At 39.4% G+C, this 26,506-nt stretch carries 21 protein-coding genes, 1 pseudogene and 1 riboswitch; of the genes and pseudogenes, 10 read left to right on the top strand and 12 right to left on the bottom strand.

All coding sequences use genetic code 11. From position 1 onward, the window contains the following. Positions 1-75: 75 nt before the first annotated feature. Complete coding sequence (locus N784_RS07090) at positions 76-1,914, top strand: cation:proton antiporter (RefSeq protein ID WP_036833684.1); 1,839 nt, start codon at positions 76-78, stop codon at positions 1,912-1,914. A gap of 116 nt (positions 1,915-2,030) precedes the next feature. After that, positions 2,031-2,189 carry a hypothetical protein gene (locus tag N784_RS16590; RefSeq protein WP_156965198.1) on the top strand — a complete coding sequence of 53 codons (159 nt, stop codon included), beginning with the start codon at positions 2,031-2,033 and terminating at the stop codon, positions 2,187-2,189. A gap of 48 nt (positions 2,190-2,237) precedes the next feature. Here the strand turns inward: N784_RS16590 and brnQ are convergent, their stop codons facing one another. The 3 genes from brnQ to N784_RS07075 all read right to left on the bottom strand — a co-directional run bounded on the left by brnQ (position 2,238) and on the right by N784_RS07075 (position 6,495). After that, positions 2,238-3,584 (bottom strand): branched-chain amino acid transport system II carrier protein, encoded by a 1,347-nt coding sequence (brnQ, locus tag N784_RS07085; protein ID WP_036833683.1) that lies wholly within the window; start codon positions 3,582-3,584, stop codon positions 2,238-2,240. 285 nt (positions 3,585-3,869) lie between these two features. Then, positions 3,870-5,072 (bottom strand): MFS transporter, encoded by a 1,203-nt coding sequence (locus N784_RS07080; RefSeq protein WP_036833682.1) that lies wholly within the window; start codon positions 5,070-5,072, stop codon positions 3,870-3,872. 346 nt (positions 5,073-5,418) lie between these two features. After that, entirely contained in the window at positions 5,419-6,495 is a 1,077-nt protein-coding gene (locus tag N784_RS07075; RefSeq protein WP_036833681.1) for an AI-2E family transporter, read from the bottom strand. 233 nt (positions 6,496-6,728) lie between these two features. On the opposite strand from N784_RS07075, the gene N784_RS07070 reads away from it, so the two are divergent. Then, positions 6,729-7,982, top strand: a complete 1,254-nt coding sequence (locus N784_RS07070) for an EAL and HDOD domain-containing protein (protein ID WP_036833679.1) — start codon at positions 6,729-6,731, stop codon at positions 7,980-7,982. Positions 7,983-8,018: 36 nt separating this feature from the next. On the opposite strand, the gene N784_RS07065 is transcribed toward N784_RS07070, so the two are convergent. Continuing rightward, entirely contained in the window at positions 8,019-8,423 is a 405-nt protein-coding gene (locus N784_RS07065; RefSeq protein ID WP_036833677.1) for a UPF0715 family protein, read from the bottom strand. A 358-nt stretch (positions 8,424-8,781) separates the two neighbouring features. On the opposite strand from N784_RS07065, the gene N784_RS07060 reads away from it, so the two are divergent. After that, a complete protein-coding gene (locus N784_RS07060; RefSeq protein WP_036833675.1) occupies positions 8,782-9,561 on the top strand; it encodes a TerC family protein in 780 nt (259 codons plus the stop codon). 191 nt (positions 9,562-9,752) lie between these two features. Here N784_RS07060 and N784_RS07055 read toward each other — a convergent pair whose 3' ends face one another. The 4 genes from N784_RS07055 to N784_RS07040 are packed head-to-tail and all read right to left on the bottom strand — an operon-like array spanning position 9,753 to position 13,360. Beyond that, positions 9,753-10,541, bottom strand: a complete 789-nt coding sequence (locus N784_RS07055; RefSeq protein WP_232305988.1) for an energy-coupling factor transporter transmembrane component T family protein — start codon at positions 10,539-10,541, stop codon at positions 9,753-9,755. Next, a complete protein-coding gene (locus N784_RS07050) occupies positions 10,513-12,180 on the bottom strand; it encodes an ABC transporter ATP-binding protein (RefSeq protein ID WP_036833674.1) in 1,668 nt (555 codons plus the stop codon). Before N784_RS07050 ends, N784_RS07055 begins: the two co-directional genes overlap by 29 nt. Further along, positions 12,177-12,758: an ECF transporter S component gene (locus N784_RS07045; RefSeq protein ID WP_036833673.1), complete on the bottom strand. Its 582-nt coding sequence runs from the start codon at positions 12,756-12,758 to the stop codon at positions 12,177-12,179. The genes N784_RS07050 and N784_RS07045 overlap by 4 nt, the downstream gene beginning before the upstream one ends. Positions 12,759-12,760: 2 nt before the next feature. Next, positions 12,761-13,360 carry a YkoF family thiamine/hydroxymethylpyrimidine-binding protein gene (locus N784_RS07040; protein ID WP_036833671.1) on the bottom strand — a complete coding sequence of 200 codons (600 nt, stop codon included), beginning with the start codon at positions 13,358-13,360 and terminating at the stop codon, positions 12,761-12,763. Between the two features lie 102 nt (positions 13,361-13,462). After that, a riboswitch (TPP riboswitch) is annotated at positions 13,463-13,566 on the bottom strand. Positions 13,567-13,837: 271 nt separating this feature from the next. Here N784_RS07040 and N784_RS07035 point away from each other — a divergent pair. Together N784_RS07035 and N784_RS07030 are read left to right on the top strand one after the other, a co-directional pair. Further along, positions 13,838-15,412: a putative bifunctional diguanylate cyclase/phosphodiesterase gene (locus tag N784_RS07035; RefSeq protein WP_036833669.1), complete on the top strand. Its 1,575-nt coding sequence runs from the start codon at positions 13,838-13,840 to the stop codon at positions 15,410-15,412. A 55-nt stretch (positions 15,413-15,467) separates the two neighbouring features. Then, entirely contained in the window at positions 15,468-15,665 is a 198-nt protein-coding gene (locus N784_RS07030; protein ID WP_036833667.1) for an SE1561 family protein, read from the top strand. 95 nt (positions 15,666-15,760) lie between these two features. Here N784_RS07030 and N784_RS07025 read toward each other — a convergent pair whose 3' ends face one another. From N784_RS07025 to N784_RS07015, 3 genes are all read right to left on the bottom strand, one after another. Beyond that, entirely contained in the window at positions 15,761-16,771 is a 1,011-nt protein-coding gene (locus N784_RS07025) for a cytochrome d ubiquinol oxidase subunit II (protein WP_036833665.1), read from the bottom strand. Between the two features lie 5 nt (positions 16,772-16,776). Then, on the bottom strand, positions 16,777-18,108 hold the full coding sequence (locus N784_RS07020) for a cytochrome ubiquinol oxidase subunit I (RefSeq protein ID WP_036833663.1): 1,332 nt from the start codon (positions 18,106-18,108) through the stop codon (positions 16,777-16,779). 86 nt (positions 18,109-18,194) lie between these two features. Beyond that, complete coding sequence (locus N784_RS07015) at positions 18,195-19,622, bottom strand: FMN-binding glutamate synthase family protein (RefSeq protein ID WP_036833662.1); 1,428 nt, start codon at positions 19,620-19,622, stop codon at positions 18,195-18,197. 154 nt (positions 19,623-19,776) lie between these two features. Between N784_RS07015 and N784_RS07010 the strand changes: the two genes are divergently transcribed. Next, positions 19,777-19,989, top strand: a complete 213-nt coding sequence (locus N784_RS07010) for a YkvS family protein (RefSeq protein ID WP_036833661.1) — start codon at positions 19,777-19,779, stop codon at positions 19,987-19,989. A gap of 107 nt (positions 19,990-20,096) precedes the next feature. Here N784_RS07010 and N784_RS07005 read toward each other — a convergent pair whose 3' ends face one another. Beyond that, positions 20,097-21,020 (bottom strand): prenyltransferase/squalene oxidase repeat-containing protein, encoded by a 924-nt coding sequence (locus N784_RS07005; protein ID WP_036833660.1) that lies wholly within the window; start codon positions 21,018-21,020, stop codon positions 20,097-20,099. Between the two features lie 299 nt (positions 21,021-21,319). Between N784_RS07005 and N784_RS07000 the strand changes: the two are divergent. The 3 genes and pseudogenes from N784_RS07000 (at position 21,320) to argF (ending at position 26,500) form a co-directional block, all read left to right on the top strand. Beyond that, positions 21,320-22,350 (top strand): annotated as a pseudogene (locus N784_RS07000) (carbamoyl phosphate synthase small subunit). Beyond that, entirely contained in the window at positions 22,337-25,537 is a 3,201-nt protein-coding gene (gene carB, locus N784_RS06995) for a carbamoyl-phosphate synthase (glutamine-hydrolyzing) large subunit (RefSeq protein WP_036833658.1), read from the top strand. Before N784_RS07000 ends, carB begins: the two are co-directional and overlap by 14 nt. A gap of 15 nt (positions 25,538-25,552) precedes the next feature. Continuing rightward, positions 25,553-26,500: an ornithine carbamoyltransferase gene (argF, locus tag N784_RS06990; RefSeq protein WP_036833656.1), complete on the top strand. Its 948-nt coding sequence runs from the start codon at positions 25,553-25,555 to the stop codon at positions 26,498-26,500. Positions 26,501-26,506 lie beyond the last annotated feature (6 nt).

Raw genomic sequence — 26,506 nt, 5'->3', positions numbered from 1 at the left:
AATAAGTCTATGCCTATGTGTGGGAATGGAATCAATAACAAAAATTGTATATATGTATGAAGGGGGATTAACCTTATGTTTGACTCTCTATTATTTGACTTAATGTTAATAGGTGCCCTCGGTGTTGGTTCACAATGGTTGGCTTGGAGATTTCGTATACCAGCCATTGTAATCATGTCGATTGTCGGTTTAGTTGTAGGCCCATTATTAGGGATTCTACAACCTTCTGAAGATTTCGGGGAGCTTTTTAACCCGATTGTTTCTATTGCAGTAGCTATTATATTGTTTGAAGGAAGTTTAAGCCTTGATTTTAGAGAAGTGAAGGGCTTAGGTAAACCTGTTACGCGTATTGTAACAGTCGGAGCATTTATTGCGTGGTTATTAGGATCTTTAGGAGCTCATTATGTAGCAGGCTTGTCGCTACCAGTGGCGTTCGTTATTGGCGGATTGTTCATTGTAACAGGACCTACCGTTATTTTACCAATGTTAAGACAGGCGAAATTAAAGCCACGTCCTGCAGCAATTTTGAAATGGGAAGGAATTGTTGTCGATCCGTTTGGTGCGTTGCTTTCCGTATTTGCTTTTGAAATCATTGTGTTTTTCTCTACGGATAATGTGACAGGTACGTCATTACTTTACTTCTTCTTAGCATCTATATTTGCTGTTGTATTAGGCTATGCGCTTGGAAAAGTAATGGGGTATATGTTCGAAAACGGTCATGTGCCAGAGTTTTTAATGTCACCTATGATGTTTACGACCGTTATTCTATGCTTTACTGTTTCGGATGAAATTGTTCATGAGACAGGGCTGTTAGCGGTTACTGCTATGGGTATGACACTTGCGAATATGCATATATCTTCGATTGATGATATAAGGCATTTCAAAGAGAACATATCTGTCTTACTTGTATCAGCAATCTTCGTTATGCTAACGGCTTCTATTACAGTTGATACGTTGCAGCAAATCCTTGATTGGAAAATTATTTCTTATGTTATCATTATGCTTTTTGTCGTACGTCCATTATCCATTTGGTTATCGACCATTGGAACGGATTTATCGTACCAAGAAAGGGCGTTAATTGGTTGGATTGCACCAAGAGGTATTGTCGCCTTAACGGTAGCAGGATATTTCTCAGGGGTGTTGTTGGAAACAGGCTATGAAGATGCGTCCTTACTTACTCCCATTACATTCGCTTTAGTATTCTCGACAGTATGTGCGCACGGTTTCTCCATTGGGTGGTTAGCAAAGAAGCTTGATCTAGCTAATGAAGGAAAGCCTGGTGTATTAATTGTCGGTGGAAGCAGCTTCTCGTCTGGCCTAGCTTCTGTATTGAAAGAGTTGAAGCTACCTGTGTTGATTACAGATTCATCCTGGCAACGCCTAATTCCCGCAAGAAAAGCAGGAGTACCATTTATGAAGGAAGAAATATTATCTGAGCAAACGGACTATCATTTAGATATGACGCCTTATGATTATTTGATTGCTGGATCTGAATTAGACTCTTATAATGCGTTAGTGTGTAAAACGTTCGTACCGGACATCGGGAGGAATAACTTGTTTCAGATGTCTTTACACAATCGTCTCAGTGGAGATTTAGAAACAATGGGAAATAAGATTGGTGGAAGGTTGTTATTTAATGAAAAAGCAACGTGGGAGTATTTAAATAACAAAGTAGACAATGGTTACATTTTCCGAAAGACGAACATAACGGCACAATATACGTTTACACAGTATCTAGAAGAACGGGAAGAAGAAAGTTTGCTACTGTTTGTGTTAAAGTCTTCCGGTAAGTTACAATTTTTCACACATAAATCACAGCCAAAAGCAGAAGCAGGAGATGTCGTTGTAGCTTTAGTACCACCTAGTAAAGAGTTCAAGAAGATTAAAGAAAGAATTACAGACAATACGAATTAAAACGATGTAGAAGAAGCATTACTAGTAGAATAATCGCTAGTAATGCTCTTTTTATGTCATTGGACAGTTAGGTATTGGCATATTCTAATAGGACACTGTTTGGAAGGGGGATGAGAATGGAGGATTTCTTTTTTCATGCTAGACAAGCGGAAATCTTTGAGTTATTGGCTAGGCAATACCAGCAAATGGATGGAGAGCTATATTATTATTTTTACGGTTTGTATCAGTACCATCAACAGCAAATTTATTTTCTCAATCAATCATCGAATAAATAAAGGAAAGAAGATCTCTTACATTGTGCGTAGAGAGATCTCCTTTCTTCATTAAGATACTCGTTTAGATGATGCATTAGTCGATGATGTTCCATTCTTAATTGCATCGAGTATATAACCGAATACACCACCGACAATAGAAGGAACGAGCCAACCTAACCCTTCTCCAAATAACGGCGCAATGCTTAAAATGCTTTCTAACCCTTTAACCTCTATTCCGATAGCAACCATCGCATCATAAATGCTAAAGATTAATGTAAATAGCAATGCTCCACGGTAAACGTAGGTAGAACCTTTAAAGAAACGATCCAAAAAGGCGAGCCCCATTAATACGATTGCTAAAGGGTATAGAAATACTAAAGCAGGAACGCTAATCGCTACAATTTGACTTAAACCTAAGTTCGTAATGCCGAAACTAACGAGCGTGATGACGACCACAAGCTGTTTATATTGTAATTTCGGAAATGTGGTAGAGAAGAACTGACTACATGCCACCGTTAATCCTACACACGTAGTGAAACAGGCTAATGTAACGATTAAGCCTAGAATTAGGCCACCAAACGATCCAAATAGCATTTCTGCTCCAGTAGCAAGAATCTCTCCGCCGTTTTCGTAGCTACCAGTCGTAGCCATTTTCGCTCCCATCCAACCAATCGATGCATAAACGAAAATAAGGCCGATTGCCGTAACTGCTCCTGCTTTAAATGTTTCCGTAAACATCTTTTTACCATCTGTAACGCCACGCTCTTTCAATGCGTTTATTACGATAATACCGAATGCTAATCCAGCAATCGCGTCCATCGTTAAGTAACCATTGATGAACCCTTCAAAGAAAGCCCCAGAAGAATAAGTGTCATTTGGTGGCTGGAAAGGCGAGTCAAAATTCAGAAAACTCGCAACAGCTAAAGCAACGATAGCTAATAAAAGTATTGGTGTAAGTATCTGCCCAATACGATCGACAATTTTACTAGGGTTTAAGCTAATCCAATAAACGAGTGCAAAAAAGCATAGAGAAAAGATTAGTAAAACTACATTCATATTAACTGATGAGGAAACCATAGGAACATATGGTTTTAAACTCATTTCAAACGCTACATTTGCTGCGCGAGGTATAGCGAAAATAGGACCTATAGATAAATAAATAGCAGAAGTAAATATTAATCCAAAAAGCGGGTGTGCCCTATCTCCTAAAGCTCGTGCATCTGTACCTGATAACGAAATGGCCATAACACCAACAATTGGCAAGCCTACACCAGTAATAATAAATCCAGCAATCGCGAGCCAGTAATTCTCTCCAGCTTGAATCCCTAATTCAGGGGGGTATATTAAGTTACCTGCACCAAAAAATAGCGCAAACAGCATAAATCCAATAAACATTGTATCCTTCTTTGTAACCATACGTGTTCTCCTCTCTTTCTGTCCGTGTTTGAGTGCTAAAAGTAGAGTTACATTGTATCACAGTTTAGTTTGTTTATTATTAAACAATTTACGTTACACCATTCAATTGTTTAATTGTTCAAACAATTCAGAACAAATGGTGGCTGTAACTTACATAAGCTTAACAGCGGGCTTTTTTTTTGTCAATTGAATTATCGAAAAAATTCGACATAATATAACAAGAACTTATAGTTTTTTTAAGTAAGACATATTGCATGATTAAACGAAAGAAAATCACTAGATGTATTACATGTCTAGTGATTGATTCCAAGGGATATGTTTGTTCTTCTGATAGTCGAATAAAGTAAGTGCAAATACAATTAAGAAACAAATACTTGATATTTTAAATAAATTAGCTGTCTCCACTCCGAATTGACTTGAAATGATTCCTAGTATCAAGGCACTTAAGCCAATTCCAAGATCGATAGAGGAATAATACATGCCATTAGCAATTCCGCTTCTTTCCTGTGTTGTCTTAGAAATGACCCAAGCTTGAAATGTAGGCATCATGGAACCGAAACCAATTCCGAATAAAATACCACCAGCAGTAATGTGAATAAAGTTCTCGGCTAAAGCGATAGCCCACATACCTGCAAATGCGAATAAGGAGCAGACTAGAATAACGTGCCAAGGGCCTTTTTGGTCAAATAGCTTTCCTGTTATTGGTCGAACTAACGTAGCGAATATAGCATTGAATAAATAGAATAAATAAATGTGTTCAATCCCTTGTTCTATGCCGAATATAACGATAAATGTCACGATGGATCCGTACCCAAATGTATTAATAAACGACACCATAGCTGGGAACCAACTACGTTTTTCGATTAATGAGCCGAAGAAAGAGAAAGATTTTATATCGAATTGTCGTTTTTTCACGTCTTTAGGAGTATCAAAGTTCGTGAAACTAAATAAAACGATAGCAACAACACCTAATAGCATAGATGTAGAGATGAGAACGGTAAAATCATAATTCTCAAAAAGAAAAATACCAACGCTTGGTGCAATGATCATGCCAATGGTAACCGATAAGCCGAAATAGCCCATCCCTTCACCGATTCGAGTCTTCGGTACTAAGTCAACAGCAGCAGTACCGTTTGTCGTAGTGGACCATCCCCAAGCAAGCCCATGAATGAAGCGGAACATTAACACGACGAAGATGATCGAGGTGATAGCATATAGCCCTGTAATAGCCATTAACGTAATAGATCCAATAATGACGAGTTTCTTACGTGCTTCACTGAGCAGTATATGACCAATAAATGGCCGACTAAGCACTGCACCAATAGAGAAAAGGGTTGTAACAAGACCTATTTGCGTTTTGGTTCCACCGATTTCTTCCATGTACGGAGGAAGGGTAGGGATTAACATTTGAAAGCTCATAAATGTAAACCAGTTAGCTAAAAGCAAAAATATAAACGAACGAGTCCAAAGTGCTTCCTTATGTTGCATCACGTAACCACCTTTATGTATTCCTTCTAAATAGCTTTTTCATTGTACCAAATCAATGGAAGAAAATCTTATATGTTGACTTAAAGTTTCCTTTACAATTTTGTAAAAAAGCCGAAATAAAAAGTAACAATAACTAGCAAAGGAGGCATGAAGATGCAAAAAATTGATGCAGTTCATCATCGTATATTTTCTTCTTTGTTAACTGGTGGAAGAAAAGAAATTAACGATTCCTGAACCTATAAGAATGGTTCATAACATATATTACCAAAACGAGTAACAAGTAGAAGACGATATGAATAGAAGCCTAGCCTTGTTGAGCAAAGGCTAGGCTTCATGACAAGTTAGCTTAAAATTCTTTAGAATCGAGGTTCTCTTCGTAAACGTGCGTAATAATTGTTTTTACAACAGCATAGAAAGGGACGACAAATACTAACCCAAGGAAACCGGCTATACTTCCAGCTGCTAAAATGAGCGTTATGATTGTTAAAGGGTGAATGCTTAATACTTTCCCCATCACGTTTGGAGAGATTAAGTTCCCTTCAATTTGTTGCGCAATTAGCATAATGATACCGACCCAAACGACCATAATAGGATCTTGGAATAGTGCTACGAGTAAAGCAGGAATGACAGCTAAGTATGGTCCCACAAATGGTATAACATTGGTCATCATCCCAAATAAGGCAAGGGTTAATGAATAGTTCAGGTCAATGATTACGTAACCAATGAACAGCAATACACCAACGCAGAAACTAACGAGCAATTGACCTTGTATATAAGAAGACAACGTGCGATCAATGCGGTTCATTAATTTTGCAATATTCGCTGCTTTCCCTTCTTTGAAGAATTGTGTAATGAACGGTTGCATTTTCTCCCCATCCTTTAACATGAAGAAGAAGAAGAATGGTACAAGAAACAATAAAAAGACGAACTGCACAACGGATGCTACAGTATTTATGATAAAGTCGGTGAACCCAATCGTAATGTCTTTCATAGAGTTAAGCAATTGATCCTGCGCAGATTGAATCTCTGTCATAATCTCTTCGGGAAGGACGGACTGGTTCTCTTGCCACAAATCAATAATACGTTCTACTTCTTCAATCATTCTTGGAAGGTTGTCATAAAACCTGGAAAATTGATCTTGTGCGATAGGAGCGATAACACGTATGACAAAGGTCCCCACTGCAATAAGCAATAGAAATACGACGATAATAGAAATGACACGTGGAGTTTTATACCGATCTAGGAAATGTACAACAGGTCGAGTAAGATAATATAGAACGCCGGCAGCTATAATTGGAAAACTGATTGCCTTGAAGTATTTCACAAATGGATCGAATACATATTGATTGTTTTTCATGAGTAAAAATAATGCAAATACTAAAATAGATACAATTAATGCTTGAAACCAACGCTTGTTATACATACGCCCACTACTTTCTATTTATTTTATCGTTTCAAATTTCATTATATCGATTTCCGTTATGTACGTAAATGTTCAGGCTGGTCTAATACGATTTTTTCCGTAATAAACGGGAAAGGGAGAGATACGCCTAGATAAAATGATAATAAAAACATACCAACGGCCTGTTTTTGCACCATTTTTATACATGTTATTCTATAATAATTAAAGTGTAACCTTTTTAGGGAGTGTTTGAAATGGAAGTATGTGTGGCGCGCCAGCCTATTCTTAATGAGAAACAAGAAGTTATAGCATATGAACTGTTATATCGTGGTAATCAGGAGCAGAATTATTATTCGTTAATAGACGGGGACGAGGCAACAGCCAATGTCGTAATGAACAGCTTTTTTAATATTGGATTGCAACAAATATCAGATGGAAAACGCTGCTTCGTTAATTTTACCGAGAACTTACTAAGGAGCAACCTTCCTTATTGTTTCCCGCCGAGAACATTAGTAATTGAAATATTAGAGAATATTCAGCCTTCAAAAGAAGTAGTATATGCGTGTCGCAACTTAAAAAGGGAAGGGTATCGTATCGCGCTAGACGACTACATATTAGATGAAAGTAATCCGTACTCGTTTCAATTGTTGAAATATGCAGATATTATTAAAATTGATATACAACAGACACCTTTAGAAGAACAGCGATATATTTTTCATAGGTTACAAGCGTATGACCTCATATGGTTAGCGGAAAAAGTAGAGACGCGTGAAGAATATCAAGTATGTAAAGAACTTGGGTATCATTACTTCCAGGGGTATTTCTTTAGTAAGCCAGCTATTATGAAATCACATGATGTCGAGCTTCCACCGTTTTATCATATGGATTTGATGAAAGAGCTATTCAAGGAAGAACCAAATGTAAAGAAAGTAGTAGAGAAAATCGAATTAGATGTTTCCCTATCGTATAAATTGCTACGTTTAACGAATACGATAGGGAATCGTAGACTAGAGAGAGTGAAGTCCATTGAACAGGCCGTTATGTTAGTTGGATTGAATGAGGTGAAGAAATGGGCTTACGTACTCGTCATGCGAAACTTAAAGAACCAACAAGGAAATGTTGCTGAAGAAGCATTAAAGATTAGCTTTTTGCGTGCTAGAATGTGTGAAAATGTTGCAGAAATCATAGGGCAACGAGATGAGAGTGCGAGCTACTTCTTGACTGGAATGCTTTCCTTAATTGAGCTATTTATGCAACAATCGATGCAAGATAGCTTGGAAGGTTTAGCCCTTGATGAACAAATTAAGGATGCGCTATTAGGTGAGCCAAATAAATATCGAGATGTATTAGATCTGTGCCAATTAATTGAACGAGGCGAGTGGGACTTACTAGAACAACGCGCAGCAAACCTATCATTGTCCATTGATAATTTGTTTCAGCAGTATAAAGAGAGTTTAATTTGGACGCAAGCGTTAATGAAACGTTTACAAGAATTAGGGGGGGCATAGTGTGATGGTTGGATTGTGTATAAGAGAAGCACACCATCAGGAAGACGATGGTGCGCTATTTCCTTTACGTATAATGATGGATTCTAAGAGCCAATACACGATCGACGCAATGATAACATATAAGTAAAATTCCACATGCATCGATGTGGTCGCTCCTTCTTTCATCACGAGGTAGAATGGAACCGTTATGATGGTGGATATAGCGATATATAGCAATAAGTGAAATAAATCAAAGCGGTTTGTTTGCTCCAACTTCCTCAGAAATAGTGTAATAGGCAATGCAATAACACTATATAACCCGAGAAATATAGGAAAAATAAGTAGTGTTGGATACAGCATACTTAATGACAAACCTGATATGAGTGCGAAATCAATCAATACATATATAAATGCCATTATACTAGAAGATAGTAATAGTAAAGAAATATAACGTAGCCCCATTTGTTCTCTCCTTCTTCTGTAAAATCTCTATTCATATAGACGTATTTCTTAAGGGAAAGGTTGCGTATTCTTTCCCTTCCTTTAAGTTACTATGAATGAGTAAAAATTGCAGAGATAAAGCCTTATTGTCGTATTTTGTTGAGAATTGACATTTGATTCGATTCACAGTAATATGTACATAACTTTATAAACGTTCATGTTCCTAAAGGGGAGTAGCTGGACAATAAAGTCGTCATATGCGAGATTCAATCTCCGGCTTTATTGGCAATTGTCATTGGTTGCAAGCAAGACCTTTACACTATACGTGTGGAGGTCTTTTGTTATGTCTCTACATTAGGAAGAAGAAAAGGAGATGTGTATGGAAGCACAATTGTTATTAGAGTACGGTTGGGTATTAATCGTTTTAGTTGCACTAGAAGGACTTCTTGCTGCAGATAATGCATTAGTTATGGCGGTAATGGTGAAGCATTTACCAGAAGAACAAAGAAAGAAGGCTTTGTTTTATGGTTTGGCAGGGGCATTTGTATTACGATTTGCGTCTCTGTTCGTTATTACACTGTTAATTGATGTATGGCAAGTGCAAGCCATTGGAGCGGGCTATCTATTGTTCTTATCAATCAAACATATTGCCTCTAGAAGTAAAGAAGAAAACGAGAAAGAAGAAGCAGAAGTAAAGCCGAAGTCTGAGCGTGGAAAAGGATTCTGGATGACGGTGTTGAAAGTCGAATTGGCAGATATGGCTTTTGCAGTTGATTCCATATTAGCTGCAGTTGCACTAGCGGTATCATTACCACCAACTGGACTTCCACAAATAGGAAGCCTCGACGGCGGCCAATTTTTAGTTGTATTTCTAGGTGGAATGATTGGTATTATTATTATGCGATTTGCTGCCAATAAATTTGTCTTGCTGCTACAACAGCGCCCAGCATTAGAAACAGCCGCATTTGTTATTGTCGGATGGGTAGGAGTCAAACTCGTTGTACACGTGTTAGCACATCCGAATATAGCCGTTTTGTCTCACCATTTCGCAGAATCTCTAGCATGGAAATTAACGTTCTATGGCGTATTGATCCTTATTGCCGTAATTGGCTGGTTTTCATCAGGGAAGAAGCGTAACCAACAACAACTTCATATATAGTTAGAGAAGAACCGCTTAATGAATGATAGCGGTTCTTCTTTTTGTTCTGTGGTGTTCCAACCGTGATTATTTGCTCAAGAAAAGGGATTGAAATTATGAAATGAAATCAAGTAGGAAAAGTGTGTTCAAGTAATATGAGTTAAAAGTAAGTGGAGCAACTCTAATATTGAACTTAGGCTTGTCTTAGCAAATCACAACTGTCCCTTATACCATTGAAAGTATTCCAATTGAATAGAAGCGAAGATTGTGATGAATAGTATTAGGAACATAAATAAGAAAAACGCCCAGTCTTTCCAGCTTAATGTGAATGGTCTATAAAATGTACGATGCTTATCACCTGTAAATCCTTTCGACTCCATAGCAACGGCGGTTCTTTCTGCTTTACGTATCGCACCAGCTAATAGAGGAATGACAAACCGTTTATATTGTTGAATGGATTCTTTTATGTTGGTCGCCCTGTTTACTCCTCTTACTTGATGGGCGGCACGTATTTGTCCGAGCTCTTCTTTCATTAATGGCAAAAATCGGTACCCAGCTAATACTCCATAAGCAATTTTCGGCGGTAGCTTGCACTGTTGCATTAAACTTAATATAAAATCGACCATGTTCGTTGTAAAAATAAATAAGAGAGAAAGCGATGCAAATGCTAGCATACGTAATGCTAAAGAAAAGGCGACGACTACATCTTCCTTAGGGAACTCCCACAAAAAGATTTGTACTGTGTTGGCGGCGTTTTTCGGCGCATCTGCGAATACTAGCGTTGTCCAAAGCATGCCGATAGCGATGAGGAAGAAAGGCAAGAAGTAAAGAAAATACTTCTTGCCATCTACTTTCCCGAACATAAATGTAATGGCAATCGTAAACAGGCAATAAACAAGTGGTGTAAATGGGTCAAACACGAGCGTTAAGGCAAAAATCATCACGATGACAGTGAGAGCCTTTATACTAGGATTAAGTTGATTGAGTAGCATAGTCATCATAACTTTCCTCCATTTTTTGTTGCAATTGAATGCGAGTTGGATATTCGATAAACCATTGCTCTAAATAGGGACGTTCCCAAAGTGCAATAGGGGATTCATCTGCAACAATGCCACCGCTTTGGACGACGATGACACGATCGGCGTATTGATCGACTAAATCCATATCATGTGTAATCATGACAACGGTAGTACCATTTTCATATCGCTCCTGCAGAAGGTCCATTATTTTCCTCGTTGAAGCCGCATCTTGACCAAAAGTAGGTTCATCTAAAAAGAGTAGCTGTTGGTCATCTACGATCATGGTTGCCACACTTAATCTTCTCTTCTGTCCTTGGCTTAACGTGTAAGGGTGTCTGTGCTGCAATCCCTCTAATTTACAATAAGATAGAATCCGGTTCACTTGCGCTTGTATATCATTCTCTTGAAAGCAGCGGATTCGTAAAGAATAAGCTATTTCATCATAGACACAATCTGTAATGAATTGGTGTTCGGGATTTTGGAATACGTAGCCAATTTCTTGGCGCAACTGTTTTTCCTTCCATGTTGCTAATGGGCGTTGGTGAAGCGTAATCTCACCAACAGTTGGACTGTCAATACCAGCAAGTAAACGAGATAAGGTTGTTTTGCCACTTCCATTAGCACCTACAATGGCAACGAATTCTTGCTTCTTTAAGGTTAAGTCGACGTCATGAATAATCGATTTTCCTTGTTTATGGAACTGGAGATTAGAAGCGGATAGAATAGTCTGTTCTTGTTCCCTGCCCTTTTTTAACTTCCTTTGAAAAATAGAAGCATCTATATAAGAGACAGATGATACAAATTGCTCTGTTGTTAATGGAATGCGCTTGTATGTTCTTTTTTGGTGCTTAGCGGCTGATAGCGCGTATTGGGTTACTGTTGGTATAGATATCCCTTGTTCTTGTAATTTGTAGCCGTATAATTGTATTGCTTTAGAAAGCGAACCATCGAAAATTGTATGTCCGTCCTTAGATAATAGGTGTGCTCGATCAATAAAAGAGGCCCATCCCTCTAATTGGTGTTCTATTACAATAATACCAATCTGCTTCTGTTGCTGTAGCCATTGAATCGTGTTAATGAATTCCTTTGTCGCAAGTGGGTCCAAATTTGCAGTTGGTTCATCTAACACGAGAATATCTGGTTCCAGGGCTAATACACATGCTAATGCCACCTTTTGTTTTTGCCCACCAGATAATGAACTAATGGTGGCTTCTTTGTAATCACTTAAATGGACAAGTTGCAATACTTCTTCGATTTTTCCTTCCATATGTGCCCTAGGAATTTGCAGGTTTTCTAAGCCAAAGGCGATTTCATCTTCGACCGTTAACATGCAAAATTGACTTTCAGGATCTTGAAAAACGACACCAATATGTTTGCTTAGTTCCCCTGGCTTTTGATCTTGTACCACCTTTCCTAAAACCGTTACTGTACCTTTCATTTGCCCATCTAACTCACGAGGATATATGCCATTTAAGCAGTAGGTGAGGGTACTTTTACCACAACCACTTGGCCCGAGTAACATCATCATTTCTCCATCATCTAGATCAAAGGAGACGTCATGTAATATATTCTTAGATTCATCCTCTGCAAAGGAAAGTGATAAATGCTCAACATGTATCATGACGCTACCTTCTTCTTTCTTTCTTCTTTACCTAAAGCAAAGCTAGATAGTACGCCTGTTTTTGCGAGTGCATCACTGATTGATTTTCCTAGTACCCCAGCAATTATTGCGCCGCTAGCCATACGAAGAAGGAGCATGCTAATAACATAGCCAGTTCCAAATGCTGCGTATCCGGAATAAAAGTATCCCCATACAAAGCTGAAAATGGCCGAACCGACTCCAGCTAACATTAACACGGGGAGATTATAATGTTTCCAACGTGTAGCAGCAAAAACAGCTTCAGCCCCAAGACCTTGAATAATGCCGACAAGAATAATGATAGGTCCTGTCGCATTTCCGAGTAACATTTCTACGGTGGCAGCAATGGTTTCAGATAGAAATGCTGCACCTGGTTTACGAATAATATAAGCGGCGATAATCGATACAATAAACCAAATACCAAAAATAAACTCGTAACCAATCGGTCCCATTAACGCTGCAAGCATGTTACCAACTGGAAGGAAAAATAAATACACAACCCCGAATACAACTGCAAGTACGGACATAATGACGATTTCTTTCAATCTCCAGTGCGCCATTACTATTCTCCTTTCGGTGAGGGACTGTTTGCGGAAATAGTGGTCGTCAATATGGTATGCGTCCCGTGATTTAGTTCTACTTGTGTGAAAATAAGCTCTAGAGCGCGAAATAGTTGGCGCCCATCTCCATCAAATCGTGTTCCATTGGAAGATGTGATAGGCATATCTTGTCCGTTTAACAATTCTATTTGTTCGTAGATAATATGCATATAGTCGCTTACTCCTAATGGGTAAAGGGCAAACCTTGCTGCTACTTCTTGCTCTATTTGCTTGCTTGTTTCTTTGTTTAGGCATGCGTCATTTGTGCTGGCAGAAACAGCTTGAGGAGCATGACCAGGGCAGCCAATGGAAAACGTCCCACTAAATATAACGTGATGCCCCGTATTCGCAGCCTGCAGAAAGAGTGCTTTTGTTACATCAAATACGTGCTGAATCGCTCCTTCTACATAAGTGCCTAAATCGTCTGTTTTCATCTCTACGTTCGTTGTATCGACACTCGTTAATGCCTCCGTAATAATATCAACAAAACGATCTGTCATCGGGTAAAGGGCAAATGAACACCTTGCCACTCGTCTTGTTGAAGTACAATTCCTTTCCTTCATCCTTTCCTTCCTCCTAGAAAAAAAGATATAAAAAAGACTGCACCCTATGGGAATGCAGTCTTCGGCTAAAATATAAAAAGGCAAAATGATGCCAATGAAATAGCAGTTTCGACTACACTTCCCCACGCTAGTATTATCTAGTTCGGGTTATAAGGGTCGGATACCATCTCCTCTCAGCCATGTACATAGCTCCCCTAGTGCAACAAATTGGATATGCAGTTTTTTTATTCAATATATAGGATAGTAGAATTTTTACTATTTGTAAATAAGTTCTTTTAATAAATGTGTTGGAGAGGTGCTCAGGTTACTTTGGAAGCCACTTGAAAAAGGAGCTATAATGGTTTCTATTTTTCTTACAAGATAGTGAAAAGTCTTAACAATTGGAGATGATTGTCGATGATAAAAAGGTGAGAGTGATTCATTTGTACTAAGTAATATCCATATTCGACTTTAATTTGCTCATATGGAGGGTAGCGTGTGAATATTATTGCATGGTGTATATTTATGATTACGATTATGAGTTGTTATTCCATTGTTATCGTAATGGAGCATTTGTTGCAAGAGAAAATAGGTAATCGTATAAATCGTTTTTTTGTCGGTGTCACGTTATTAACCATAAGTGTTTCGATGATGTATGCTATTAAGTTCAATACGATTCAAGTAGGTTTTCCAGTGTTAATCACGTTTTCTTTATTGCTACAAGGCGTGTTAGCTATTGGTGTATGGCTTTCGAAGAAAAAGAATGATAGTGTGGACAAATTAAGTAACTATGATAGGTTAACAACTCTACCGAATCGCAGTTCATTTTTCCATCGTTATGATGAGATTATACATAGAGCTCACGAAGAAAAATTGTCTGTCATTTGTATACTATTTGATGTTGACCATGTTATGTGGATTAACGAAACATTTGGCCGTCGTGCTGGAGATGAATTATTGAAGAAAATTGCTGGAAAATTACAACGCTGCAGCAGTCCAAATGCTTTTGTAGCAAGAATTGGTGGGAATCGTTTTGGCTATGTTTGCTACACTTCCAAAATAGCATTAAATGTGAAGGATTATTTAGTGAAGATGCAGGAAAGTGTTAACAATATTTCTTTTTCCCAAGGGCAATTTACGATACAACCTACTATATCAATCGGAGCGAGTGTAGCTACTTTTGACACGAATCAAACAGAGGATTTGTTTATTTGTGCAGAAAGGGCGCTGCATTTTGCCAAAGAGAAAGGGAGAAACAACGGACAAGTGTATGATCCGGCCATTCATTATAATGAACGAGAGCATCAAATCTTACTAGAACTAAAGCAAGCGATTAAAAGAGAGGAATTTACGCTTTATTTTCAACCATTAGTTACGGAGGGGACTTTTGAAGTGAATAAGGCGGAAACCCTGTTAAGGTGGAACAGTGAGCAGCTCGGCCATGTATCCCCGGCAGAGTTTATTCCTGTTGCAGAGAAGTATGGGTTAATTGTGGATATTACAGAATGGGTGATTTGTAGTGCATTTCAACAACTGAATGAGTGGGATAAAGCGCACTATATTATTCAATCATTATCTATTAATATATCGTCTGTACACTTTCAATATGGTGATGTATCGCATATGATGGAGAAGCTGGCGACTCAATTCGATATTGACCCAACAAGGATAGAAATTGAAATTACAGAGACGTCAGTGATGAAAAATATTGATGAAGCAGTTCAAGCCTTGCATAAATTAAGAGCGCTTGGATTCCGAGTGGCACTAGATGACTTTGGTACAGGACTATCGTCATTGAATTATTTACAGCAGCTTCCTATTGATAATTTGAAAATTGATCGATCGTTTGTTCAACATATAGATCAAGACAATAAGAAACAAGTTATCGTAGAAACCATCATACGCTTAGCTCAGCATTTAGGAGCAGAAGTAACAGTAGAAGGTGTAGAAACGAAACAAGAAGTGGACTTTCTCCAAGCATCTGGATGTAATTATTTGCAAGGGTATTACTTCTCTAAGCCATTACCAGTAAAGGAATTAATGGATAGGTATCAAGCAAAAGGTTTAGTGTAGACGTTTCATCATGTATGTAGAAAGGAATGCTATTCTTAACAAGGAGGCGGAAACGATGGGGAAAGCGTCTGAAAATCGTGCGTCACAACTTACATATGTTCATCATCGAATACATATGCTTCAAGAAGTGGTAGGTTCCATGGATGCAGAGACAGTTGGCGTAGAGGATATGGAGCAATTACTACGTATGATGCATGATTTAGAACAGAAAATAGAACGATTTAAAAAAGATTGGCAAGAAGATCGTGGATAAATAAAAATAAGATGCTGTTGCTTCTGGACAATTGTATGACTCAAGCAAAGGAAAAAACATATGTGAATAACTCACACATGTTTTTTTTTGTGGCATTAATTATCGGGCCTAACATACCGTCGATCCTTTAAGAACAATCGCCAGAACATAATAAAGGCAGGAACTAAAATCGATAAGCCAATTGCATACACAATTAATAATTGGTAAAACATCGTCGAATTTGTGAAGCCTTGTTGTATCGTTAAGTGTGGGTAGACGATATAAGGCAAGTGAGCTGAGCCATACGCATAGATTGCTACACCATATTGAAGGATGATGCAAAGTACACTTGCCCGAATCCATTTATTCAACAACAGGAAGCAATAGCCTGCAATAAAGAATCCAATCGACACAATAAATGGGAGTACGTTATCTTGCGTATTTTGGACAAACCAAGCAGCTTCCGGTGGCATCGTGAAAATGGTTAAAATAGCAATTCCTAATGTAAGTGGCCCTAGCCAGATGGCGTGTTTGCGGTATGTGTGGTAAGCGGTACGGTCGCTCGCTTCACGCGCATAATCACTTAAAAACAATGCAGAAAGAAATAGTTCCGTACTTAAACCGAAAGCAATATGCATATACGTCGTCGGACTTGTTAGTAATTTGCTATAGAGAAGTTGCGGGTAGCCGTTTTCCATTTCAATAAATCCCCCTAACGTAATCGGGAGAATACTGACGAGCATCGCTGGAATTAAAAGACCTGTAACGCCGGAAGTAATTCGTAACGTGTTGTGGAACTTATGGACGTGATGAGCAAATACCATGAAAGTTGTTCGAATAGTTAATAGGATAAGCCCAAGTCCCAATGGAACAAGTAAAAGTGTACCAAGCATGGATGTAGCGAATGGAAAGAAGCTAACCAATGTAACGACAAATAATACGAGAAATACATTGGTCACTTCCCAAGTCGGCGATAAAAAGCGATTCGCTATAATCGATGCATTTGTATGCTGATTTTTACCATATATCATTGCCCAAAATCCTGCGCCAAAATCAAGAGATCCGAGCAAGGAGTACACAAATAGGAAGCTCCATAGAATAGTAACAGCCATAAATGATTCATCCATTATGTTTACACCTCTTTCTCTGTGAGTTCAGGTTGTACCGGATTCCGTTTGAAATAATAACGCATTACGCCAATAGAGAAGATAAGTAGCATCACATATAACGTAATAAATAAGACAAACAATAACCCAACATTGTTCGACTTAGTAGCTGCCTCTGTTGTAGTGAGAACGTTGACGATGGTATAAGGCTGCCGTCCAATGCAACTAAAGCACCAGCCTGCCTCAATGGCGATCATTGCTAAAGGTCCAGCCGCCACATACAAAGCTAGCAACCAATTGGGTAAAGGTTTTTTTCGAATCCATCGCCACAACAAAGCAATGCAGGATAAGAGTATAAGTAAGGTTCCAATTCCGACCATAATATTGAAGAGGATATGAACGAAAAGTGGGGGCCAAAGCTCTTCAGGAAATTCATTGAGTCCTTTTACTTCTGTGTCGAAACGATCTCCTGCTAAGAAGCTTAAGGCATAAGGGATTTCTATTGCATATTTAACTTCTTGATCCTCGCGGGAAGTCCATCCTCCTATAGATAAAGGCGCGTGTGTTGTTGTTTCGAACAAGCCTTCCGCAGCTGCAAGTTTGCGTGGATTGTACTCATAGATCATTTGTGCTGTAGCGTGTCCATTCATTGCTGTTGCTAAAGACATAATTGCTCCAACATAAATCGCTATTGTTAAACTTTTTCGATGGTATGTGCGTTCTCGCTTGTTAACATTCGTACGCAACAAACGAATTGCTGAGATTGACCCAATGAGAAAAGCCACCGTCATGTAGGCGGACAAAGTAACATGTAAAGCCGTTACTAAAAAGCTAGGATTAAAAAAGGCAGCGATAGGGTTGACGTTCGTCACTTGTCCATTTTCATTTAGTTCAAAGCCAGCAGGTGTATTCATCCAGGCGTGAGCATCCGTAATTAAAACGGCTGAAGCGGTTGCCCCAATAGCGACAGACGCAATGCTGACAAGTCGCAACCAAGGTGGTAGCCGGTCCGCAGCATAGAGATAAATCGACATAAATACTGCTTCAATTAAGAAAGCGAATATTTCAATAACGAAAGGTAAGGCAATCACCTGTCCTACAATTTCCATGAAACCAGGGAATAATAACGATAACATTACACCGACGATGGTTCCTGAAGCAATAGAAACAGCTAATAGAATTGCAAAGCCTTTCGTCCATCTTCGGGCAAGGAGCATGTAATCTTTATCTTTCGTAATGAGGTACATCACTTCCGCAATAAGGATCATAACAGGTACGCCAACACCGATAGTTGCATAAATGATATGAAAGCCGAGCGTCGTACCAAATAAGGCTCTAGCCAGTTCAACAGTATCCAAATCCCTTCACCTCACATCAATAAATATCATTTCTCTTACAGTGTCTCGAAAAATTTCAAACTTATGCATGAAGTGGAAAGACTTTATCAACCTTTCTCTGTTGATGATTGCTCCTCTTTTTCTCGCGGCTCAAATGTAAAGGGGATGCCGATCATCTTGGCCGTTGTTTGATCATAAGAAACAATGTCCTTTCTAGATAGTTCACTTAGAGATCGCTTCCCCATAGCTCGCAAACCCATTTTCATTTCTTCCGTACAAGCTAGTAGGAATTTCTCGGCTGAATCAGCTCCTTCATTCGTATCAAATTGGTCCTTAAACTTACCATCATTCCAAACGATTTGTGTCGGAGGTTCAAAGGGCAGTGCATTTAATACTTGACCGTGAGCAACAGTAAATAGAATGGCGGAACCGACATAGACAGCATCGGCTCCTAATGCTATAGCTTTCAAGAAATCACCAGGTGTCATTAGTCCCCCAGCAGCAATAAGGCTAATTTGCTCTTTTTTTCCTTGTTGCGTTAAATAGTTCGTCGCTCGAACAATAGCGTGTAGTGTAGGTATTCCGAAATCATCACTAAGTATGGGAGGGGCACTATGTGTCGCAGCTTGACCACCATCTATTGTAATGAAATCAACTCCCATCTGAATAAAATGATCTAAATCCTGCTCTAAATTCCCGCCAGCCCCGATTTTCACCCCAATGGGAACACCGCCAGAAAGGCTACGTAACTCATCTACTAACTGTTTCATATCATCTAATGTTTGATTATCAAAGAAATGCTCATAAATAATTGCATCTTCGCCCTCTTCTAAACCAAAGACCTCCCGCGCACGCCCTGTTAAATTATTTGGAGAAATTTTTGTTCCCATAGCAGTTAATGCCCCTTGGCCACACTTAATTTCAATCATATCCGCCCGTTTAATCGTTTCTTCTTCTTTAGCCCAAGGAGTTTTGGAAAATTGTAAAATGTATTTTCCTGCTTGCTCTAATTCTTCTGGTAAAATCCCACCTTCTCCAGAATTAATCGCAGTATCAACCTTTTTACTAGCAGTAGTAAGAGCCATTCTTACTTCTTCACTTAAAGCCACGCCATACGCCATTCCACTAATCATGATAGGGATGGAAATCTTCAACGGTTTCTTTGCATTTGGACCAATGGTTACAGAAACATCTACTTGCTCTTCGCTATCAACCGGAAAAGGACTCGTTTGGGCTGGAATAAACGTTAACGATTCAAAGTGAGGCCATTTTTGCTTTGCAGAGCCAAGGGGACGATGCAACACATCACCAGTCTCAGACCGTAAACTATTCTCCAAAATATTCTGTACACCCATATGACGCACCCCAGGCAGTAGCTCCATAATATTTTCTTGATAACTGTCCGTTAAGATGATATGTCCGACCTGTTTAACAATCCTCCGCATTAAAGGTCGCCAAAAAAAGACAATTACCAACAAACAAAGCATAAACACACTAACCATCGCAAATATAACCGAAAGCATAATAGTAGCCATTTTCTATCACTCCGTATGTAAGCCTCCCTAATAGTATGGCGAATAAACACAGAACTATGAGAATTATAATTTTTATGCAAAAAAAACGGAAACAAATGTCGATTTTTCCTCGTATATATATAATGCACGAAATCATTGGAGAGGGGTTTCAAATTTGGGTAAAGTAAATCCAGATCAAAATCAAGCACATTTCGGTGATATCGTTCAATTTGAGCGAGATGGGATCGTATTGGAAGGAAAAGTACTACCAAGCTCCTGTCAAAATTCCGTAATTGTAGACTTAACCATTATGGATAATTTCGAACAACTAGAATTAGAACATGAACGCACGGTAGTAAATCATAAAAATTATCAAATAGTTTCATAAGGAAAACCTGGCGGGAGAGCCAGGTTTTTTTCGTGCCACCTATTCCAATGCTTGTATTAGCAATAAGAACCCCCTTCGAGGAGCTTATTCGAAGAGGGTTCTAGTGTTTATTGTTCGGTATCTAAGCGGTTGAATGTACGTAATGATAGCAGTGTTCCTAATGTCAGAATACCTGTCCATTCTTTTTTAGCTTTTTCCCATGTGGCTAAGTAGTCTGTCCATGCCCAGGTTGGGGAGATACAGCTTTGTTCTTCAAGCTTCTCTACAAAAAAGTCAAGGTTGTCTTCTACTTTAAATGCTGGTAGGCCAAAGTGGTTACCTTCTGGTGTTGCAATAAATTTTAAAGGAAACGGGACGTATTTTTCCCAGTTTTCTCTATCTAATTTCACAACAGATTGTACAGCTTTCGTTAATTGTTTCTCTACTTTGTCGGTGCGTTGGTTCGGAACCATTGCCAACAGGCGCAGGTAGCAATACGTTTCGTGAGCGTCAAATGATTCGAGTTGCAGGAAGTGGGTTAATGCTTGATCAATTAACTTTGGAACGTGTAAATTCTGTACTTCATGTTCGAACAGGTGTAAGTATCCGATAAGCTCTGCACTAGGATTGCCCCAGTTGTCATCGATCCAAGATTGGCCGTTATCGCGAACGGTCCACCAAAAGGCGTGCGGATATTCATTCACTTGTGGCGGGACGGCGAACCATCCTCGTCTTTCTTCATCGAAAGTAGATTCTAAGTAGGAAATCGCACGTTTAATCATGTTTTGTGCCAATGGATGATCAGCGTAGCGAATTAAATGCTGCATTGCAACAGAAGTAGCCATTGGTGAGGAATCTGGAAGTTGGAAGTCGGGTTCTAGCCCATTTCCGAAGCCACCATCGTCATTTTGATAGGTTTGTAATGCCTCTAAAACCGTTTCTTCTTTTCCATCTTCAAATTCATAGCAAAAAATCGCCCTTTCCAGTGGTCGGGCAGTAAGTAGCAACTGTTCACGTATAGAGTGAAAGGTTTGACTAGATAATCTTTGCATCCGATTACCTCCTCCTTATTCTTCTCATGTAAGCATAACAGATTTACGAGACAAATCATTTATTCTTTGTTCGATCACTATTCTTGCATATGCATGAATGTGTATATTGTATTCGTTCCACCTATTCGGAAGTAGTGTTAAGGCTTATGAAAAATAAAAATTTGCGAGAAATCGTTATTTTGTATTGTATATTAATTCGCTTGTATGTATAATGATTCATAACGAAATTAATAGCAAGCATAAAAGGGGGGATTCAATTGGGTAAGGTTGGTTACTTAGTTTTAGAAAATGGCACGGTGATGGAAGGGGAGCTTATTGGTCATCCTTCTTCAGCAGCAGGAGAGGTTGTGTTTAACACAAGCATGACGGGGTACCAGGAGATCACAACAGACCCCTCTTATGCAGGGCAAATTATCATCTTTAGTTATCCGTTAATTGGTAACTGTGGAGTAAATGATGTAAGTGAGGAAAGTCCCCCCTTTATGTATCCGGAGTTGTCCTTGGAGAAAGCGATGAAAATCCGAGCCACTATCAATCGGTTCAGTCGTATTCTGAGTTTCTAGCAAGTAAAGGCATTACAGGTATTCGTGGAGTGGACACTCGAATACTTGTAAAGGAGATACGAGAAAGCGGTGAGATGAAAGGAAAGATTGTACAGCAATTACCGGATGCTATTCATTGGCAGGAGCATAAGCATGACAATTATGTGCCTATTGTTTCTGTGAAAAGTGCGATTACTTATGACGGTAAAGGACCGCATATCGTGTTAATCGATTACGGGTATAAGCGTTCCCTCTTACGCTATTTGCAATCCTTTGATTGTAAGGTGACGGTTGTACCATACGACATCTCGCCTGAGGAAGTAAAAGAGTTAAACCCGGATGGAGTGCTATTTAGTAACGGTCCTGGCAATCCTGAAGCGTTACAAGCTCAGCTTCCATACATTAAACAAATTAGTTCAACCTATCCAAGCTTCGGCATTTGTCTCGGTCATCAATTGTTAGCGCTTGCCTATGGAGCGCCAACGAATAAATTAACATTTGGCCATCGCGGCGTGAATCATCCGGTTAAGCATCTATCAACAGGTAAGGTGTATATGACTTCTCAAAATCACGGCTATGAAGTGAAGCTTGAAAGTATAAATCATACACCATTTCAACCAATATACATTAATGTGAACGACGGCTCTCTTGAGGGGATGAAGCATCACACGTTGCCAATTTTCTCGGTACAGTTCCATCCTGAAGCGCATGCTGAGCCGTTGGATACATCGCATATGTTTGCACAATTTATTCAAGAAGTAGGAGAATGCGCGTATGCCACTACGTAATGATTTGCAAAAAGTATTGATTATCGGATCAGGCCCTATTCAAATTGGTCAAGGAGCAGAGTTTGATTATTCCGGAACGCAGGCTTGCCTTGCATTAAAAGAAGATGGCATAGAAGTAGTGCTAGTGAATAATAATCCCGCCACAATGATGACAGATGAAATGATTGCTAATCGTGTATATATGGAGCCGCCCACAGTACAGGTTGTGGAGAAAATTATAGCGAAAGAGCGCCCAGATGGCATCATAGGAACATTAGGTGGGCAAACTGGCTTGAACTTGACGATGGAATTAGCCGAAAAGGGGATTCTTGCTGCTTATGATGTGGAAGTGTTAGGTACACCGCTACATGCTATTAAGCAAGGGGAAGACCGGCAATTATTCCGTCAGTTAATGTTAGACATAGGAGAGCCAATACCTGAATCGGCAATTGTAACCACGGTAGAAGAAGCGATGCGGTTTGCTTCTACCACCTGCTATCCGGTCATTGTTCGACCAGCTTATACGCTTGGAGGAGAAGGTGGCGGTGTTGCATACAGTGACCAAGAGCTGCAAGAGATTGCTAGACGAGGGCTTCAGCTTAGCCCAGTCAACCAAATACTCGTAGAAAAAAGTATGCTTGGTTGGAAGGAAATCGAATATGAAGTCATGCGTGACCGCAATGGGACGACAATTATTGTGTGCAATATGGAAAACGTCGACCCAGTAGGCATTCATACAGGGGATTCGATTGTCGTTGCCCCATCACAAACCTTAACAGGTGAACAATATAAGCTGCTACGCAATGCTTCTATTAAAACGATTCAAGCGTTAGGTATTGTTGGCGGATGTAACATTCAGTTTGGACTTGATCCATATTCCGATACGTATAACGTGATTGAAGTCAATCCTCGCGTTAGTCGTTCGTCTGCCTTAGCGTCTAAAGCAACCGGTTATCCGATAGCACGTATGGCGACGAAATGTGCGATTGGTTATCACTTGGATGAAATCCCTAACCCTATTACAGAGAAAACGTATGCAGCCTTTGAACCCGCCTTGGACTATGTAGTTGTAAAAATGCCACGATTTCCATTTGATAAATTCCCAGAAGGTGATCGTCATCTAGGAACCCAAATGAAAGCAACTGGAGAAGTCATGGCAATAGATCGTTCTTTTGAAGGCGCCTTAAATAAAGCTATTCGCTCCTTGGAAACGAATCAATATAGCATTACATCGAATCGTTATCAAGCTTTATCGGAAGAGGATTTAGTCCATTGTATTCAGCACCCGACAGATGAACGTCTGTTTCTAGTAGGTGAGGCATTAGAGAGAGGTTATTCGGTCGAACAAATGCATGAAATAACGAACGTCGACCATTGGTTTTTAACAAAAATTGCAGCCATTGTACATTTGGAACGTCTGTTTCGTCAACAAACAGAATTGTCCAAATCATTATTAACACAAGCAAAAAGGTACAACGTTAGTGAAGCTTTTATAGCTCATTGTTATGGCATAGAACTAAAGGATATGCGTGCGATATGTTATGCAAACGATTTGCGCATCGCTTATAAACAGGTGGATACATGTGCAGGAGAATTTGCCGCTGTCACCCCTTACTATTATTCTACTTGGAATGGCTATGATGAAGTAGAAGGAAGTATTGGAAAGAAAGTATTAGTCATCGGATCAGGACCCATTCGAATAGGTCAAGGAGTAGAATTTGATTACTGCTCTGTGCACGCTACCTTGGCTCTAAAGCAAGCAGGTTATACAGCCATTGTCATGAACAACAACCCTGAAACGGTAAGTACAGATTACACAGTAGCAGATCGGCTTTATTTCGAACCATTAGCGTTAGAAGACGTATTGGCTGTTATTGATAAAGAACAAATAAAGCACGTACTCATTCAGTTTGGCGGGCAAACAGCTATTAATCTCGCAAATGGACTAAAGCAGCATGGTGTGAATTTGCTCGGTACAACACTAGAAGGAATTGAAGCAGTAGAAAACAGGGACTCATTCTTTCATTTGTTAAAAAGGCTTCACATTCCATTTATTCATGGTGAAACAGCAAAGAATGCTCAGCAGATATTAAGAGCCGCAAAAAAAATACAATTTCCAGTTATTGTTCGTCCTTCTAATGTAATAGGCGGTCAATCGATGTTCATCTTTCATTCCGAAGCCGAGCTGATGGCACACGCGCAGAGTTGGCAAGCGAGCTATACCCAAATGTGGCCCCTTATTATGGATGAGTATAAAGCAGGAAAAGAATGTGAAGTGGATGCTATTTGTGACGGAGAAAACGTGCTGATACCCGGTATTATGGAACATATGGAGCGTGCTGGCGTTCATTCAGGGGATAGTATAGCTATTTATCCAGCTGTTACTCTTTCGCAGCAACAACAAACAACCATCGTTGACTATACAAAGCAAATAGCACAAGCGATTGGAGCCAAAGGGCTTATTAATATTCAGTTTGTCATCGAAGGTCATACGGTCTATGTGTTAGAAGTCAATCCTCGTTCTTCGAGAACCGTACCAATGATGAGCAAAGTAACGAAAGTCCCCATCATGGAGTTAGCGGTCAACGCCCAACTAGGTGTATCGTTAACGGATTCAGCTTATGGAATAGATTTAATGCCAGAAGTTCCATTTTACAGTGTGAAAGCACCTACTTTTTCAGGGAATAAGCTGCCCCTCGTTGATCACGCTCTAGGTCCAGAAATGAAATCGACAGGAGAAGGGTTAGGAGTTGGAACTAGCGTATCAGAAGCGATGCAAAAGGCGTTATATCAACTCTCATTAATTCCAAACAGCCCCATCTTTTGTTCCATAAGTAATGACCATAAGCAAGCATCTCTTAGCGTTATAAAGCAGTTACATCAAATAGGGATCCAATTTTATGCAACACCGAACACAGCTGCATTTCTACAAAATCATGGCATAGAGGCTAAGGTGGTACCTAAGCATATAGCCAAAATAGAAAACATGATGAAGGAGAACCTTTTCCAAGCAGTTTGGTGTACACCATCTCAAGGTCGAAAGAAGGAACGTTTCGGTTTTCAATTAAGGGCATTGGCTACGAAATATCGAGTAACAACCTTTACTCACCCGGATACGTTAGCATACCTTTCGTATGTACTAGAACAACAGGATTTAACTGTATCAACTGTAAGTGAATTACATGCGTCTATACCTACGATTTCGTGAAAAGGAGTGAATCAAATGCAAGTAGCGGTAACGTCTAATAAAAAGCATTTTTTGACCATTGGTAGTTGGTCACAAAAGGAAATCAAGCACGTATTAGCTAAAGCCCACGAGTTAAAAGCGATGCAAAAAAGCGGCATCATCCAACAAGATTTAAAGGGAAAAATTCTAGGGATGATTTTCGAGAAGTCTTCTACTCGTACACGTGTTTCGTTTGAAGCGGGAATGCTGCAGCTTGGAGGAGATGCGATTCATTTGAAATCAGATGACTTGCAGCTAGGTCGCGGAGAATCGATAGAAGATACGGCAAAGGTTCTTTCTCAATACGTTGATGTACTTATGATTCGTACGTATGGACACGAAATAATTGAGCGTTTTGCAGCTTCTGCTGATATTCCGGTCATCAACGGACTAACGGATGAGCACCATCCAACGCAAGTAATGGCGGATTTGCTAACTATCGAGGAATATAAAGGCGATTTATCGAACGTGAAAGTGGCTTATATCGGGGACGGAAATAATATGGCTCATTCCTTTATCGAAGCAGCCGCGAAAGTAGGGATGGAGCTTGCGATTGCTACGCCACCTGGCTATGAACCTAATAAAACTATTATGCAAGAAGTATTACAGGAAGCGAAGCAAACAGGTGCAACGATTACGATTACGAATGATCCAACGCAAGCAGTGGTAGATGCGGATGTAATTGTCACAGATGTATGGGCAAGTATGGGGCAAGAAGAACAACAACAAGAACGCTTACAAACATTTGCAGCTTTTCAAGTGAATGAAACACTTTGTTCTTTTGCAAAATCCGATTATATCTTTATGCATTGCTTACCTGCTCATCGGGAAGAAGAAGTGACGACATCCATTATCGATGGACCTCATTCAGTCGTTTTCGAAGAGGCGCAAAACCGTCTCCACATTCAAAAAGCAATTCTGCACTACGTATTAAATTATAAATAAACAAAG

The sequence above is a fragment of the Pontibacillus litoralis JSM 072002 genome, from assembly GCF_000775615.1.
GTDB lineage: Bacteria > Bacillota > Bacilli > Bacillales > BH030062 > Pontibacillus > Pontibacillus litoralis.
The sequence above is the reverse complement of the archived record's forward strand: the minus strand, read 5'-3'. Positions and strand labels throughout refer to the sequence as shown.